Source organism: Moorena sp. SIOASIH, from assembly GCF_010671925.1.
Classification (GTDB): Bacteria; Cyanobacteriota; Cyanobacteriia; order Cyanobacteriales; family Coleofasciculaceae; genus Moorena.
Genome location: NZ_JAAHIH010000001.1, coordinates 1,533,543 through 1,548,828, shown reverse-complemented (window position 1 = coordinate 1,548,828; position 15,286 = coordinate 1,533,543). Strand labels below are relative to the sequence as shown.

14 protein-coding genes are annotated in these 15,286 nt (G+C 43.3%); 4 read left to right on the top strand and 10 right to left on the bottom strand.

Annotation, left to right across the window (positions count from 1 at the left end; all coding sequences use genetic code 11):
• Positions 1-213: 213 nt before the first annotated feature.
• The 4 genes from F6J90_RS06720 to F6J90_RS06705 all read right to left on the bottom strand — a co-directional run bounded on the left by F6J90_RS06720 (position 214) and on the right by F6J90_RS06705 (position 4,986).
• Positions 214-438: a hypothetical protein gene (locus F6J90_RS06720; protein WP_293091673.1), complete on the bottom strand. Its 225-nt coding sequence runs from the start codon at positions 436-438 to the stop codon at positions 214-216.
• Between the two features lie 392 nt (positions 439-830).
• Positions 831-1,409: a Uma2 family endonuclease gene (locus tag F6J90_RS06715; protein ID WP_293091672.1), complete on the bottom strand. Its 579-nt coding sequence runs from the start codon at positions 1,407-1,409 to the stop codon at positions 831-833.
• A 458-nt stretch (positions 1,410-1,867) separates the two neighbouring features.
• On the bottom strand, positions 1,868-3,517 hold the full coding sequence (locus F6J90_RS06710; RefSeq protein ID WP_293091671.1) for a tetratricopeptide repeat protein: 1,650 nt from the start codon (positions 3,515-3,517) through the stop codon (positions 1,868-1,870).
• An 8-nt stretch (positions 3,518-3,525) separates the two neighbouring features.
• On the bottom strand, positions 3,526-4,986 hold the full coding sequence (locus F6J90_RS06705; protein WP_293091670.1) for a tetratricopeptide repeat protein: 1,461 nt from the start codon (positions 4,984-4,986) through the stop codon (positions 3,526-3,528).
• A 50-nt stretch (positions 4,987-5,036) separates the two neighbouring features.
• Here F6J90_RS06705 and F6J90_RS06700 point away from each other — a divergent pair, with 50 nt between their 5' ends.
• On the top strand, positions 5,037-5,297 hold the full coding sequence (locus tag F6J90_RS06700; RefSeq protein WP_293091669.1) for a hypothetical protein: 261 nt from the start codon (positions 5,037-5,039) through the stop codon (positions 5,295-5,297).
• 109 nt (positions 5,298-5,406) lie between these two features.
• Here the strand turns inward: F6J90_RS06700 and F6J90_RS06695 are convergent, their stop codons facing one another.
• The 3 genes from F6J90_RS06695 to F6J90_RS06685 form a co-directional block, all read right to left on the bottom strand.
• The gene (locus tag F6J90_RS06695; protein WP_293091668.1) at positions 5,407-5,931 is read right to left on the bottom strand and encodes a hypothetical protein; all 525 of its coding nucleotides are present in this window, start codon (positions 5,929-5,931) and stop codon (positions 5,407-5,409) included.
• A 108-nt stretch (positions 5,932-6,039) separates the two neighbouring features.
• The gene (locus F6J90_RS06690) at positions 6,040-8,970 is read right to left on the bottom strand and encodes a tetratricopeptide repeat protein (RefSeq protein WP_293091667.1); all 2,931 of its coding nucleotides are present in this window, start codon (positions 8,968-8,970) and stop codon (positions 6,040-6,042) included.
• A gap of 104 nt (positions 8,971-9,074) precedes the next feature.
• Entirely contained in the window at positions 9,075-10,337 is a 1,263-nt protein-coding gene (locus tag F6J90_RS06685; RefSeq protein ID WP_293091666.1) for a transposase, read from the bottom strand.
• A 647-nt stretch (positions 10,338-10,984) separates the two neighbouring features.
• On the opposite strand from F6J90_RS06685, the gene F6J90_RS06680 reads away from it, so the two are divergent.
• Entirely contained in the window at positions 10,985-12,007 is a 1,023-nt protein-coding gene (locus tag F6J90_RS06680) for a glycosyltransferase (RefSeq protein ID WP_293091859.1), read from the top strand.
• A gap of 6 nt (positions 12,008-12,013) precedes the next feature.
• On the opposite strand, the gene F6J90_RS06675 is transcribed toward F6J90_RS06680, so the two are convergent.
• Together F6J90_RS06675 and F6J90_RS06670 are read right to left on the bottom strand one after the other, a co-directional pair.
• Positions 12,014-12,337 (bottom strand): element excision factor XisI family protein, encoded by a 324-nt coding sequence (locus tag F6J90_RS06675; RefSeq protein WP_293091665.1) that lies wholly within the window; start codon positions 12,335-12,337, stop codon positions 12,014-12,016.
• A 328-nt stretch (positions 12,338-12,665) separates the two neighbouring features.
• A complete protein-coding gene (locus F6J90_RS06670) occupies positions 12,666-12,905 on the bottom strand; it encodes an element excision factor XisH family protein (protein ID WP_293091664.1) in 240 nt (79 codons plus the stop codon).
• A gap of 474 nt (positions 12,906-13,379) precedes the next feature.
• Between F6J90_RS06670 and F6J90_RS06665 the strand changes: the two genes are divergently transcribed.
• Both F6J90_RS06665 and F6J90_RS06660 read left to right on the top strand, forming a co-directional pair.
• Positions 13,380-13,727, top strand: coding sequence for a hypothetical protein (locus F6J90_RS06665; protein WP_293091663.1), 348 nt, complete (start codon positions 13,380-13,382; stop codon positions 13,725-13,727).
• A 91-nt stretch (positions 13,728-13,818) separates the two neighbouring features.
• Positions 13,819-13,992, top strand: a complete 174-nt coding sequence (locus tag F6J90_RS06660) for a hypothetical protein (protein WP_293091662.1) — start codon at positions 13,819-13,821, stop codon at positions 13,990-13,992.
• Here the strand turns inward: F6J90_RS06660 and F6J90_RS06655 are convergent.
• Positions 13,916-14,983: an NAD-binding protein gene (locus F6J90_RS06655; RefSeq protein ID WP_293091661.1), complete on the bottom strand. Its 1,068-nt coding sequence runs from the start codon at positions 14,981-14,983 to the stop codon at positions 13,916-13,918. The genes F6J90_RS06660 and F6J90_RS06655 overlap by 77 nt on opposite strands.
• Positions 14,984-15,286 lie beyond the last annotated feature (303 nt).

The following is a 15,286-nucleotide window of genomic DNA, read 5'->3' as shown; positions in this document are numbered from 1 at the left end:
GAGTAGGGAGCAGTAGGGGGTGCATTTCATATTTTTAAAAAACAAAAAAAAATAGCCGTAGAAATACTATCCACGGCTATTTCAGTAAACACTATGTCATGTCTCTCACTTTCCGAATCAATCCGGATGTGATCCTATTTTATTGGGCAAAGGTCACACTACGGAAACCGGAGCCTTTGCCAGGGGGGGAAACCCCCCCTGAAATTTAAGGTGTTATGGCAGCATCGAATACTTGCTGTTAATACTAATTACTTGCCCTGGAATTCCGGTTGGCTGCAAAGGGCTCCAGTCGGAAACTGACCCATACCCGAGTGCAGAAAGGGAGTAAATAGTCTTGGTGACTCCTTCAGGAGAGCCTTTAATGTACTTAATACGTTGTTTCTTTTGCTTAGATTCATCAGAATTATTGTTTTGATTCGGGATAAAGTTTTGAGACATGGCTAAAAACCTGAATTATGTTTATAACGATTATTGTAATGATTATAAAAAAATGTCAAGGGTTTTTAGAATTTTTTTTTGGGGAGGTAATTTGAGAATGAATTTCATGATTTAGCCGTCAGCTTTCAGCTGTCAGCTGTCAGCTGTCAGTTGTCAGTTTATTTTATTCAAAAGCTTTTACCATCTTATGATTAGATACCTTTGGCTGATAACTGACAGCTACTAACTGTTCGCGTAGCGCATAAGCTGATATAGCCATTCATGTAAGAATTGATAAAATTTTGATGCCATATTTCTTACTCCCTATTCCCTATTCCCTACTCCCTACTCCCTACTCCCTATTCCCTATTCCCTGTTCCCTGTTCCCTTTGCTATAGCTGATAAATTACCTATCAATTAGCACTTATCACCTGTAAAGCCGTAAACTTAAAATCACCGAAAGTCTGGGAAACAATCTGCTGATTATCACGAAATTCTTGTTTTTCATAACTACCATTGTTTAACACCAGCACAGTTACTAACTGCTCTTGGGGGTCAATAATCCAATATTCAGGAATAGCCCTTTCTTGGTATTGTTGTACCTTCTCTACATAATCACGTCGGTAGTTTTCATCCCTTTGGTTTTTGTAGGGGCTAACTACCTCAGCCACAAATTGTGGGGGAAGCATATCAAGGGTGATAGTTAAGCGTTTTTCCGTTTGGATCAGATGTTCTTCTCTAATTACTACCAAATCTGGATAGCGATTTTGAGGATTTCCTGGAACTTGTAATTCACAATTGTGCGTCTTAATTAAACGGCGGTAAACTAGTTGGACTAATTCATCCCTTAGCCACATTACCCTCCAATTATTTGGTTCACTATCAGGAGGCAATTCTACTAACTCCCCATCAAATAGCTCATAACGGTTATCTGTGCCATCATCATATTCCAGGTATTCCTCAAAAGTGAGTTTGGAGGTGGTTTTAACCATGGTAATTTTAGGGAACAGGGAACAGGGAACAGGGAACAGGGAACAGGGAACAGTAGGAAATAGGCGTTGCTGAATTAATAAATTAATGCGCGATCATTTGGTTTTCTTAAAGCCCCCTAAATACCCCATGATTGGGGGTCTAGGGCGTGTCTTATTACCTCGGAGATCCCCCTAAATCCCCCTTAAAAAAGGGGGACTTTGAGTATGGCTCCCCCCTTTTTCAAGGGGGGCTGGGGGGGATCATAATCTTGTGGAAAACTTTGAAAACAGGGGGTCTAGGGCGTGTCTTATTGCCTCGGAGATCCCCCTAAATCCCCCTTAAAAAAGGGGGACTTTGAGTATGGCTCCCCCCTTTTTCAAGGGGGGCTGGGGGGGATCATAATCTTGCGAAAAACGTTGAAAACACGCCCTAGGGGGGCAAAACCATACGCATAATCAGCAACACCGCTTTTTTTATTCTAATCCCAATTAAACTTTATTCCTAAATAATCTTCCAACTTCTGATTATGAGGTCGAAAAAATTCACTTAAGCTTTGTCTCAATTCCTTACTAATGGGAGTGTAAGACCTACCATTGCATTTGGGGTATTGAAAAAACTTCTGATCAGATAATCCCAAGAATTCAATGATGGTACTCATAACAGTCTTGGGATTGCTATAGAAGTCTTCACTCTTCACTATTAAAAATTGTTCTCTTGGAAAAATCTCCATCCATCGTTTTAACTTATAGACGTAAAGACTTCCTAACAAATTATTTGGGTGTCGATACCCAATCTCTAATAGCTCTGATTCTGTCAAGGTTTCCAGTCGTTGCTTTTCTAGAGCTAGGGCATCTTCTAGACTGCGCTTTTCTCGGCCATGATAAAAATTGTGATAGTAACAAGAGATGGCGCGGTCAACGGGATTTCTCAATAAAACAATGAGCTTAACCTTGGGAAAAAACTGAAACATCCGTTGGGCAGATTCAGTGCAGTCAAAATAATTAGGGCTTGCTTCCCCAGCTAAGAAATTAGGATAGTCGGTAATGGATGGAAAATGAGCGAGATACCAATCAATCCCTTGATTAAAATATTTACTGAAAAAATTTAACTCTTTTTTATGAGGGGACATAATTTGTGGATAACGACTCAGATACATATGTAAGGAAGATGTACCACATCTGGCCGCTCCAATAATAACGAAGTCTGGACCATGCTCTTTTTTAGGTTTCCAGTGAACCTCGGCAAGTTTGGGATTAGATGCAACTGCTGTCTTGTAAGAGCTAGTTTGGTAACAGCTAATCGCTTCCTGAAGTTGGCCTTGCTGGGTTAGCACATCCCCTAAATTCCCCCAAGCCAGAGGAAAATCTGGTTGCCGTTTGATGCACTGTCGATAAAAGGTGATAAGTTGCTCTAACTGCTCTGATTCAATCCAGGTGTACTGTAGGTCTATATAAGCTCGCTTAAAACACGGGTCAAGCTCAATCGCTTTTTGATAAGACTCAATGGCTTCTTTGAATCGACTTTGCCCTCTGAGCAGTTGACCCAACTGATGATAATCTTTAGCGCTAGAGTTGGGATTACTATCGACTATTTGTCGATAGTAGTTCATGGCTTGGTGATTTCGGGGATTATTCTCGACCGCCTGTTGATAAAGTGCGATCGCATCTTCCATCTTTCCCTGAGATTTGAGTATCTCCCCCAGACGATAGTAAACTTGCAGTAAATTGGGCTTTAACTCAAGGGCTTGTCGATAACAGGTGATGGCTTGGTCTGGTTTTCCTAGAGACCACAGCCTGTTGCCCAACTTAACATGCTCCTCTGGTTTAGCCCAATTTGGCTCTAGGGTTAGAGCCTGATACCAACACTCCGTAGCTTCCGCCTGTTGACCTGTTTTAGCGAAAACCCGAGCCAAGTTACGGTAAGCTCCAGCAAATTTGGGGTCAATTGCGATCGCTTTTTCGTAACATGCGATCGCTTCGGGCCACTGTTGCTGTTGAGCATACAGACTGCCCCGATTAGCATGGTCTTTAGCCAACTTTACTTGAATTTTGACCACTTTGAGCTGGCCCTGGGTTTGGTCAACAGAATCGTGATCATGACCCGAAGAGTGCTTGATATCCCTTGACATCGTTACCGTTAAGACGCTATTTTTTTAAGAATAACTATGCGAGCCTGATGCAGAATCTCAAACTGACCCTTAACTGAATCTAGAAACCTATTAATCCCAATTTTAGGCGCTTCTTGTGGTTTAGCCGGATTGCTCCATCCATAGTTATTAACGATCATCAGCCCCCCAACCTTGAGCAGCTTCCAACAAAGTAAAGCATTTTGCTCAGCAATGGTAGCTTTGTGACGCCTGTCGCGAATGTTAGCTAAATCGTAGCAATTGCTATCAAGGGAATTAAGCAACTGCTCAGGTTTTCCCTCTAACCTAGTCACCTTTTCCGCTGCTCCAGTTTTAGCGATATTGCCAGCAAACTCTTCCTGAAAGTGTGGCGAAACACAAGTTAATCGAGCTGAAGAGTTAGTCAGGATTTTATCAAGTAACCAGCAAGCGGAGTTGCCTTGAAAACTCCCAATTTCCAGACATTGAGCATCTGCGACACCAGCTAGGGACTGCAAGTGTTTTTCCCAGACCGGAATTTTAAAGGTAAACCTATCCTGGGTGAATCGATAATCCTTCTGAGCACACTGATGCCAACCCCGCAATTTAGCAGCTTTTTGATAACAGGTGTAGGCTTCGGTCAACTCACTTTTTTTTACCAAAGCATCCCCTAGTTTAACATAACTCCAGGGATAGTCACCGACTGTAGCAATTACCGCACGGCATGAGACAATCGCTTCATCCCACTTCTGCTGTTGAATCAACAGTTGGATCAATTCCCGATAAGCTCCAGGGAAATTTGGATCAACCTCAATCGAGCGGCGAAACGCTGCAATCGCTGTGTCCACCATTCCTTGTTTGAGCCAAATCCCAGCAATTTTATAGTGAGCCTTAGCTTGATTTGGGTCAAGGTCGATTAACTGACGATAACATGCGATCGCATTATCCCACTTTCCCTGGGCTATCAAACAGTCTCCTAACTCGTAGTAAGCTGCCCATAAGCTGGAGTCACGCTCAATCGCATTTTGGAAGCAAGCAATGCCTCGATCCGGTTTACCCTGAGCCAGGAAAGCTTTCCCTAGTTTATAATGCCCCTGAGCTTTTGCTGATTGGGGTTTCAGGCTCAGAGTCTGATACCAACACTCAATTTCCTCGTCTTTTTTCCCCAGCTGAGAATAGATTTCTGCCAAACTCCAGTAAGCCTCAGCAAAATCTGGCTGGAGGCTAAGAGCATGGTAGTAGGATGCGATCGCTGCCTGCCACTGTTGTTGACTACTGTATAAACTTGCTATCTTAGCATATACTTGCACTAAATTCGGTTTGCTATCGAACACTCTAGAGTGCCAGAAAATTGCATCATCAAACCGACCCATCCCTTGCAAGATATTGCCTAAAACTCGGCAAGTCGAAGCAAAATCAGGTCGATTTGGTGATGGAGTTTCCAAAGCTTGCTCACAAGCGGTAATTGCTTCAGTTAAGTAAGTGTACATCATGAGAGGGAACAGCGGAATAGGGAATAGGGAATAGGGAATAGGGAATAGGGATGCAGCGCTACTTGATTAACTCTTGCCTCTTGCCTCTTGCCTCTTGCCTCTTGCCTTTCCTTAATAAAGCATGTTCACATCTCAAATCAAGCATTCAGCGGTCAGCGGTCAGTGGTCAGTGGTCAGTGGTCAGTGGTCAGTGGTCAGTGGTCAGCTGTTTGCCTTTGGCACCTCAAGGATCGTGGCACAGGCTTCTAGCCGTATCGTGGCACAGGCTTCGACGCTGTGATGTAAAGCATAAGCTGATAGCTGATAGCTGATAGCTGATTACTGATTGATGATTACTGATTACTGACTGCTGATTACTGACTGCTGATTGCTGATTGCTAATAGCTGATTGCTGATTGCTGATTGCTGATTGCTTACCTACTAGAATATTTCAAAACCATCGTCAGTTTGATTAATTTCAAGATCCAAACCTGAACTCAATTGAGCAATGGTTTGCCCATCGACTTGTAGCTCACCAGTGATCGAGTCGTAAGTCACGTTAGTCTGGTCATCAACCCCTGGAATCACGATTCTATCTTCTCCAGAGTTAAACTCAGTAATAATATCCGGTTGGTCGTCAAAGAACTCGAAGGTAAATGTATCCTCTCCAGGACCTCCGATCGCCACATCCTCTCCTGCTCCTATGATCAGGTTATCATTTCCTGCTCCACCCAGCACGACATCATTCCCTTCATCGCCAGTGATTTGGTCATCCCCTTCTTGGCCTATGATGACATCATCCCCTCGACCACCACTAACTTCATCGGTTTGATCACCAGTCTGAATAACATCTAGACCATTGCTCCCATCAACATTAGTTGGTTGATCCTCTGGTCCTAAAATCACGAAGCCATCTTCGTTAGTCGGGATAACTTCAAGATCTGGGTCAGCAACAATAGAAGACATTTACTATAACTCCTTCTTTATCCTAGTTGATATTACCTATAAACTATAATTTATTACAATTTTTTTTTGCCACAGTATTAGTTTTTTTTATTCTAATTATTTGCCTCCTTATTGGTTAGACACCATTGAGCATAGCTGATTTGACCCAGTAATTTTCATTACTGAATAAAGGGAATCTAAGTTAACTAAAATATCTTCTGTTAGTGAGCTAGTATACATTAGTTGGCGAATAGGTTTACAGTCAAAATTTTCTCCTTTTACATAATAATGTTTCAGTCCCAGTTGTTGGCTAATCATCCAGTAATCTGTTCTAACATAATTCGGTGACACTAGTTCTATGATTTGAGTTCCAGGGCGACAAAATACAGTATTGGTCAAACCAGCGCCATGGGGAGCAACAATCGCTTTGACAGAAGCAAATAGAGCAACTTGTTCCCTCACAGACAGGCTTTCTAGGGCAATGGTAATAAAACCAAATTGGGATAGCAGCTCCTTGACCTCAGTTTCGTTGAGAACTTGTCGATGTCTGGCTTGAGCTCTAGTGATGTATATACGCTCTGGGTATCTTAATTCCAGAGTTTGCGGTAAAAACCTCTGTCTGAGGAAGTTGATAGTACCCTTAGGTACCCAATCAAAATGTCCGGGAAAGGAGGGTAAGACTAACTCCTGGGCTTGAATATGGGGGTAGCGATCGCTTGAGATAATTTTGTTAGCAGGAATGCCTAAGCAATTCAGGGTCTCTTGTTGAAAGGGTTGCTGTGGCGTATTGATCAAAAACCAATCAATCTTAGCGAAATCTATCCCACTGCGGCGCAGGATTTCAATTCTAGGCAGGACATCAAACATCCAGTGGTAGTAGACATGTCCCGAAAGTCCCGATAGAACCGCTACTGTGCCATCAATGTACTCTAAAGGCGGCATCTGCTCCAGACTAAAGATTATATGGTTTCTGGGGTCGTAATTCTCACATCCAGGCAAATACCATGGGTAATTTCGAGAGAGGTCAGATAGCAAATAATCATCTGGGGTAATGATGGCGATGCCATGACAAATCTTCCAGTAACTGCTTTGGGGGGCAATCCAAGCCCGTCCTTGTGGGATAGTCGCCACAAAGACAGTAGGGTAATCCACAGACAGTGTTTGCGGTGGGTTACACTCATAGACCCTCTTGCCCAGATGAATTGACTCAAACTGGTTACACAGTCGTCTCATACATCGATTACAAGTAACACCGCCACATTGAGGCTGGGACTGAGACTGGAATTGAGACTGGAACTCGCTGGGTTCAACAGATATAGGAGCCAGGGCAGAAGCTGGCGGCGCTACCATGGACATGGTGTTGAGATCGTTTGGGAAACTATTGCCCTGTAAACCATGGTTCACAGAAACTTCAATGTCCCTCGATCTAGTATATTGCCAATCCTTCTCGATGGTTGAGCAAGGTACCTCTATGTAGTAGCAGCCATGGCACTCTGTGCTTATATACCAATCCCTGGTCGCTTCATAAATGCCCTTAATCGGGTGAGGGGGTTGGGAGGTGAGAGGGTTAGGAATATTATCTCTCGGCTTAGCACTATAGTTATCTCTGAGCAGGTTATCTCTCGGCAAGTTATATCTCGGCAAGACTCCGAGACTGCCAAGGTGACCGCTCACCTTGCCCTCTTCTAAATGCTGATGCCAGAGGGCTTCGTAGTATTCAAGGGCTTGCTGGAACCGCTTTTGTTTGCTCAAGACTTGCCCTAACCGTAGATAAATCTGAGGATGAGCTGGTTGCAAGGCTAAACCCATGTGATAAGTCATTACTGCTGCATCCAGTCGCTGCTGCTCGGCTAAACAATCCCCTAACCGTATATACAACTCAACCTGGTCTGGCTGAATCTGTAACGCTTTCTGGTAATACTTTTCCGCCTGCTTTGCTGCACCATACTCCAACAAGGTATCCCCTAAATATAGATAAGTCTGCCACAGATAAAGGCAAACTTGGAAAGTATCCTCTTTGTTCCGTAGTGCCTCAAGAAATCCAGAACAATAAATTTGCGATCGCTCAAGTATATCCTGGCCTGGTAAACCTTTAGCACGTTGGCAATAAGCCTCCACAAAAGCTGGTTGCAATGCGATCGCTTTTCGTAAATAGTCAAAGGCTAGGGCTAGTTTCCCCTGAGCCATCAAGGCGCTGGCGCATTCACTGTAGGTCAATATCTGTTCTGGATCCAGCCTAAGCAGCCTTTCAAAATACTGCACTGCTACCGGATAATTACCCTTCTGTTGCCATAACCGACCCAGATTTAAGTAAGCTGATTTTAGCTCTGGGTTTAACTCAATCGCACTACTGTATGCCACCAGAGCCTCAGCTGCCTTACCTTGTGCTTGCAGCACCTTACCCAGATTATTATACAGAGTCCCCCACTTAGGATTATGGTCGATACCTTGTTGGTCGATACCTTGTTGATAGACTGCCTTTGCTGCCTCGAATTGTTTTAGCTCAAAGAGAACACAGCCCAAGTTATTATAAGCGCTGAGGTAATCGGGCTGGTTGGTAATGGCTTGGCGATAACTGTTGCTGGCTTCCTCTAACTGACCCCGTTGACCATACAACACTCCTAGGTGATAGTGGGCTTTGGCATCCTTGGGGTTAAGTGCGATCGCTTGCTGATAGCTTTCTTTGGCAGCATCCCACTCCCACAGCTTGTGCCTGGTGATTCCTAGATTGTAATGGTACTCAGCCTGACCGGGCTGTAGGTAAACAGCCTGTTGATAATGCCATTCTGCTGTTGAGAAATCCTTGAGTTGACTATATAACTCACCTAAGCAGGAATGAGTTTGAGCTTGCTCCGGTTGGAGTTGCACCGCTTTACTATAGGCATAAATTGCTTGCCTGGGCTTTCCCTGAGCAGCTAGGGCAAAGCCTAGTAAGAAATTGAATTCCCCAGAATTAGGCTGCCGTTTCAGGGCTTGGCGACAACAAGCAACGGCTTGACCCCATTGATTCTTGGCTAAATAAGCCTTGACTTGTTGGTAAGTTGATTCAACCTTGATCATTAGGCAGCTATCGGGTTAGAACTAGCTTGGGCAGTTGACTGCTCCCACCGCTAAATCGAACGCGCCCCGCGTCGGCTAAGCCGGACGATTATAGCGGGGGATTCTTAAGAGCATAAAACTCTTACTGGTTGAGCCAAACAACCTCTAAACCCTCCGATACAATCATTGGGGTTACTTGTGTGCTTGCGAATTATATTTAGCGCTCCGTTGCAATCAGCGTTAATCAACCAACCTTTGCTAGTTCGGTATAATCCACGTTTGATTCTCTTACCACTGAACTTGTAGGATTTTGGGTTGTCAGCATTCCACACAGGCAATTCATCTTTATCCAAGCTAGATGCTTTACTGGTGTAAGATTCTTCCTGTTCGATCATTTCGATGCCATATCGTTCACAGAGGCTTTCCAGCTTGTCCTTGAATGTATATATCGGAATCTGGGTGAACTTTTGATTGTTTCGTTTCCCTAGATTGACCTTTTGTTTTAGGTCGGGGTTGTAACCAATAACAATCTTGCTGATCTTATTATTTCTGCACCAATCTACAACATACCGAGCTGCTTTGTTAGTGAAATCTCTGACTTTGTGATTCCGCTTTCTTAGTAACTTAGCCTGTCGATTCGTCAAGGTTTTAATGCCTTGTAAGTCTTTGATAGACTGAAGTTTGGAGTTGCGTTTATTGTAGAACTGATTCTCAGACTTTATTCGCTTACCATCAATAATGAACGACTTTTGAGTAGTACTGACACATGTGGCAAAATTCTCAAGTCCTAAGTCGATACCTAAGATTTCGCCAGTCTGTTCGACCTGTTCTTCAGATTCATCCTCGTAACAATAACAAACATCAAAGTATCTTGCCCCATACTTAGGGATAATACGGATTTCTTTGACTGTTTTAGTTCTAAGTCTTTCAGGAACAGCAAACTGAACTGCCCCATGCTCTCGTTTGAATTTACAAGACATTGGAACAGTGAACAGCCAGTCTTTTCCTGGTAATTTTTCCCAGTCACGCTTCCTGATCGGGATAACTAAGAGAAAATGTCCATCTTTTGGGAGGTACTGTGGAAGTCTAATCTTTTCCTGATACCCTCCACTAGACTTAAGCTTTAACAACCCGAAGAAAGACTTGAAAGACCTATCAACAATCTTCAATGTTTGTTGCGCAATATCCGTCGGCAACAGTTTATAATTATCATTTTCTTTGGAATGATAATAATTACTTTCGTATCGCAAATGTTTACGTTCTTGAAAGAAATACTGACGGACATTGTAGAGTCCCACGTTGAACATGTTCTTGCTCAAGTGACACATCTGCTTTAGAGCTAATATCTGCTGTTCGTCTAAACGCAGGTTATTAACTTGAGTTAGCATCCAGTCCTCCGCTAACAACATAGTTATTCTAGAGGAAATATTTAAAAAGTGCAAGTAATCTAGTCTCCAATTTCCAAGGGGCTGTGTGGGTCACCTGCGTCCGCACTTTATACGCCCCGTCTCCCGCTAACCCTACTGGTATAACGGGAGTCCCCTTGGAGTTTTTGATGGATAGTTGAACTGTCCCCCGCGTTCAGCCAGCATCGCGGTTTTCAACCGTTAGAGTTTTGATAATTAACGTCTAGTTAAAACTAGCTCAGATCACCGTAACAAAAGACACAAACTTGGGTCCTGGTTATTGGGAATTTGTTAGTTGTAATTACCTATTACTCATTAACTAGACTACGAGATCACCTCAACCAGTATATAGCAGGAAACAAAAAAAAGTTAATTTTCACATTTTTAGAATTTTTTGTTGTTATTTTACATAATACTATTTCGCGATAGTTTGTTTTCTAAACAAACTTCTTTTGCAAACTTTTTACATTGTGATCATTAAATCTTCATATCTGTTTCATAAAAAGAGCTAATCACTATAGGGATCAGTGTAGGAATTCTGATAATTTTTGTCCCGAAGTTCCCTGTTCCCTGTTCCCTGTTCCCTGTTCCCTTTGCTATATAAAGCTATAGCAGTGCTCAATGGGGTGATGGGAGGGTATGAAATGATACCACAAGTCAGTGTAATTATTCCCAGCTATAATTGCGATCGCTATATTACCGAAGCAGTGGAAAGTGCGCTGAATCAAGAAGCCTGTTCCTATGAGGTAGTGGTAATTGATGATGGTTCAACAGACCAGACTCGATCAGTGTTGCAACCCTATCGCGGACGCATTCGTTACATTTATCAAGAAAACCAAGGAGTCTCCCTTGCCCGCAACCATGGGATTAAATTAGCCAACGGTGAATTTGTCGCATTCCTCGATGCCGATGACTTTTTTCTGCCAGGTAAGTTAGCTGCCCAGTTAGCAGTGTTTGAAGCACAACCCCACCTGGGAATTGTCCATAGTGGTTGGTACCGCGTGGATGCCCAGGGTAAGCCACTGATGACAGTGCGTCCATGGGAGAAAGTACCAGAATTAAACTTAGAAAGTTGGTTACTGTGGAAGCCAGTCCTGCCTAGTGCCATGATGTTCCGTCGCCACTGGCTAGAGGCCGTTGGCGGGTTTGACCCCAGGTTTCCACCCGCTGAAGATACCGAAATAGTGTTACGGTTAGCCCTTAAGGGTTGTCCTGCCGTTTGGTTGCGTCAGGTAACCGTAGGCTATCGGCAACATCACCAAAGTGCCATGCACAAAGGACTTCCTCAAGCTCGCTCCCTGTCAGCAGCCATTGACAACTTCTTCCAACAGGCTGAATTACCACCAGGAATCCGTCTATTAGAAAATCAGGTGCGTTATGGAACCCTAGTATGGATTGCTTGGTATTTGTATAATACAGGACATCCCAGGGAAATGATCAAGTATTTACAGCAGGCTTGGGGCTATAGTCCTTATTTACCCATGGAGACAGTGGTACATTGGGCAGATAATTTTGCCGAGTTTTCCAGGAATTGGGGCGGGGAGTTTGATGCTGATGGGTTAGGGAAGTCACCAGAGTGGCAGCAGTTGATGCAATGGGTGATGGCTCAGGGGAGAGAGATGATGTGGGTAGGTGGGTCTAGCTTGTACTAACTGAAACTACTGCATCAGTTGGTAATCAAGACCAGTGATAATATGTTCTGCGGGGATACCAGCGGCAATAAGAGCCGAGGCCAACCCTTCCTCAAAGTTATCTTCTTCAATAACGACTTGGCCATCAACCAAGCGAGCGTGAAACAAAATCGAGTTAATCCAGCCTTGCTTATCCCAGCCAGTAGCCAGAACTAGGAAGTGACCGGTCTCGGTATCGCAAACAGGATAAAGCCGAATCGCTTGTATACTCGGTTGGGCGCGAGTTTCCTCTTGCAAGATTTCAGAATATCGGCATAGTTTAGTGAGTGATCCATTGAACAATGTAAGCATTCAGCCGTCAGCCGTCAGCCGTCAGCCGTCAGCCGTCAGCCTTTAGCTCACGCTGCTTGAGGTGCTTTGTGGCATAGACTTCGACGCTGTGACTTTACTCAGATTAAACTAATGCTTACCTGTTGTCTTGATCCCAAGCGCGAGTGGGGGAAACCACGGCAATAGCGAGTGGGGGAAACCCCCAAGACCGCGCTGCCTCCCCGTGAGGCCACTGCATCGCTTATTCAAAAGCTATTGGGTGTAGCTTGCCCAAGCGCCCATAAACTGATAGCTGATAGCTGATAGCTGATAGCTGATAGCTGATAGCTGATAGCTGATAGCTGAATGCTTACTGAACAATAGCCTCTTGCTCGGGTTCATAAACTAATAAGTTAATTTTATTCCTCTCGACAGCTAGCTGAAAAATTGTTGTTTGGAAATGCCGAAGATAACTTGTTTGACTGATAGCTAAAAACAATAGATCCCCCCTAACCCCCCTTAAAAAAGGGGGGAAACTGTCGTTCTGGTTCTTGTCCCTCCAAAGCCCATTGGTAAAGCTGAAGCTGTCCCATTGTTTTTTCCAGTTCATTAATAACTGAAAAAGTAAGCATTCAGCCATCAGCAGTCAGCAGTCAGCTAATCAACGGGAGGTAGTAAACAAGCATCGGAGGTGCTGGTAGGGCTGGTTGAAAATCCCTGCTCGTTTTACTGTAAGCATTCAGCCTACCGCTATCAGCCGTCAGCTTATTTTATTCAAAAGCTGTTCCCTTAGTCTGGCCTACGGCCAATGGCACCTCAAGTAGCGCTAATCGCTGACCGCTGATAGCTGATAGCTGATAGCTGAATGCTTACATCTCATCTTCCCATCTATCCATTTCACAATTTTGCCATTTTGCCATTATCTGTAAGTGGAATCACTGAAATGCTTATGGTGATTACTTTCAAGGGTCAAACGTCAACAAAAGTTATACATAACATACAGAAGTTAAACATTAACGCAAACCTGTTGGCAAACCGATAATTGCTACGCTGATTTCAAAGAAAAAAACCTAAACTATTATTTATGGTTTATAAATCTATTTATCAACTTCCAGGTGATCGCAATTTTAAAACTAAAACTAAACCAAAAAAAATCTTAGTGATCAACCTTACTTCAAGCTTAGTATTGAGTCTTTCATTTTTAAGCATTAAATCATCACTATTTGGCTTATTACCATCATCCTTATTTATCAAAGATATAAATCATTCAACAACACCTAATAAAAATGATAACTTTATTGTTAAAAATAAAATTTTTGCAGCCCATCCAACCAGTATTCCTTGGATTAATGACTCCTACAACTGTGAAGCAACGGGAAGAAGTTGGGAACAGGGAGAGTGTTGGGACTATGAACATTATCGCAACTGGTGATAGCGGGATTAATTCTTAAAAGACTATAGGTAAGCATTCAGCCGTCAGCCGTGAGCTTTTAGCTCACGCTACGCGAACAGCCGTCAGCTGAATGCTTACGTTCCCGACTCCCTACTCCCTACTCCCTACTCCCTACTCCCTACTCCCGATTCCCGACTCCCTACTCCCGACTCCCGACTCCCTACTCCCTACTCCCTTAAAAATGCTATATCTTGATCATGATAGTTTCCCCATTTCTCTATTATTTCCTGGGCAAGATGACTAGGAAATGAATGGTAACCGGGTTCCAATTCCTTCGATAAAATTAAGTCAATCGCTATGTTATGGGCATAGAAGACTGGGTCGAGAGTCTCAACTGGAGTAGGTTCCGCTAAGGAAAAATTGATCGGAGCTTTTTTGAAAAGCACTTCTGCCTCTGAGAAGTTATCACCAAATTCATCTTCTGCGCCAATGTTGGCAAGATACTTACCACTAAAATCTTCCTTGTCTAAGTCATACTCCTGAGAAAGTACTCCATTAACTCCCGTACAGGTCACAACACAAAAAGCCTCATTGAGTGCTGCCCTAATTCCATCCAGGTTCTCAGCCTGTAACCCTTTGATTCCTCTAGCCTTCAGCTGTTCCAAAATCTTAGGATTTTTCTCGACGATCACCAGCTCCTTGGTTAAGCCTAATAATTCATTAACTAGTCCTTTTCCAACTTTTCCACAACCAAAGATTACCAAGTTTTTATCCACTAATGACTCGTTAGTTAACTGGTGGAAGGCTTTGACAAATGCTTTACTAGTGCCATAGAACGTTTCGATATTTTTTAAGGAACTGTCATCCACAGAAATCAATGGATAGGGAATATCTAAGGATTGATAGATATCGTTATCCAGTTTAGTTAGCTCTACCACTCCCTGGCGAGGGGTGAGTAGTGTGGGTAACTCTCCATAAAGATCTAAACAAATATCATAGTTATCGTCAAAATTACCTTCCAGATTAACCTCAACATTAGCAGTGAGCAAAATTTCTACCGCTTCTGGGTTAGGCTTGATAAAATTAGGGCAAGACACGGTAAGCTCCGCACCAGCCAACAGCAACGGTTCAACTTTAAATACAGTTTCTCTGGTCAAGTGGATATGATGTAATAGTCTTAATCCTTGATAAGGCTGATGCGAACGCATCTGTTGTCTCAGCTCAGCCATAAATGGCATAGCTTCAGAGCGGGGATGTTTTTGGCGTGCTTGTTCAAAAACCTTAAAATCGATCATCTTATCTTAATTTCGGTTAATCATATAGTAGTTCTCAATGAGGTGATGGACAAAATCCTGGATTTTAGGGAATAGGTAAGAGAGCAAAAATCCTGTGTACCTCATGAACATGATAACCGCAATAGCAGTTTTCAAGTGAGGGGTCAAGTACCCTGCCCTGCCTGCTAATCCCCTCTCTCCCGCGCCTTAATCCTTACAGGAAATTTTTGAGCTGAAAGCTTTATCCAGCTATTCTTTCAGCCTTTGTGGCACATCGCTCGTTTCAGCTTTGCTACCTTTACCTGAATTAGACACTTGCAATAT

Coding starts and splice junctions, on each gene's coding strand:
- F6J90_RS06675 (WP_293091665.1), bottom strand. CDS start 12,337: ATGCTTACATTGTTCAATGGATCACTCACTAAACTATGCCGATATTCT.
- F6J90_RS06720 (WP_293091673.1), bottom strand. CDS start 438: ATGTCTCAAAACTTTATCCCGAATCAAAACAATAATTCTGATGAATCT.
- F6J90_RS06705 (WP_293091670.1), bottom strand. CDS start 4,986: ATGATGTACACTTACTTAACTGAAGCAATTACCGCTTGTGAGCAAGCT.
- F6J90_RS06660 (WP_293091662.1), top strand. CDS start 13,819: ATGCTTACGTTCCCGACTCCCTACTCCCTACTCCCTACTCCCTACTCC.
- F6J90_RS06670 (WP_293091664.1), bottom strand. CDS start 12,905: ATGAACTGGAAAAAACAATGGGACAGCTTCAGCTTTACCAATGGGCTT.
- F6J90_RS06680 (WP_293091859.1), top strand. CDS start 10,985: ATGGGAGGGTATGAAATGATACCACAAGTCAGTGTAATTATTCCCAGC.
- F6J90_RS06655 (WP_293091661.1), bottom strand. CDS start 14,983: ATGATCGATTTTAAGGTTTTTGAACAAGCACGCCAAAAACATCCCCGC.
- F6J90_RS06695 (WP_293091668.1), bottom strand. CDS start 5,931: ATGTCTTCTATTGTTGCTGACCCAGATCTTGAAGTTATCCCGACTAAC.
- F6J90_RS06715 (WP_293091672.1), bottom strand. CDS start 1,409: ATGGTTAAAACCACCTCCAAACTCACTTTTGAGGAATACCTGGAATAT.
- F6J90_RS06685 (WP_293091666.1), bottom strand. CDS start 10,337: ATGCTAACTCAAGTTAATAACCTGCGTTTAGACGAACAGCAGATATTA.
- F6J90_RS06665 (WP_293091663.1), top strand. CDS start 13,380: ATGGTTTATAAATCTATTTATCAACTTCCAGGTGATCGCAATTTTAAA.
- F6J90_RS06710 (WP_293091671.1), bottom strand. CDS start 3,517: ATGTCAAGGGATATCAAGCACTCTTCGGGTCATGATCACGATTCTGTT.
- F6J90_RS06690 (WP_293091667.1), bottom strand. CDS start 8,970: ATGATCAAGGTTGAATCAACTTACCAACAAGTCAAGGCTTATTTAGCC.
- F6J90_RS06700 (WP_293091669.1), top strand. CDS start 5,037: ATGCAGCGCTACTTGATTAACTCTTGCCTCTTGCCTCTTGCCTCTTGC.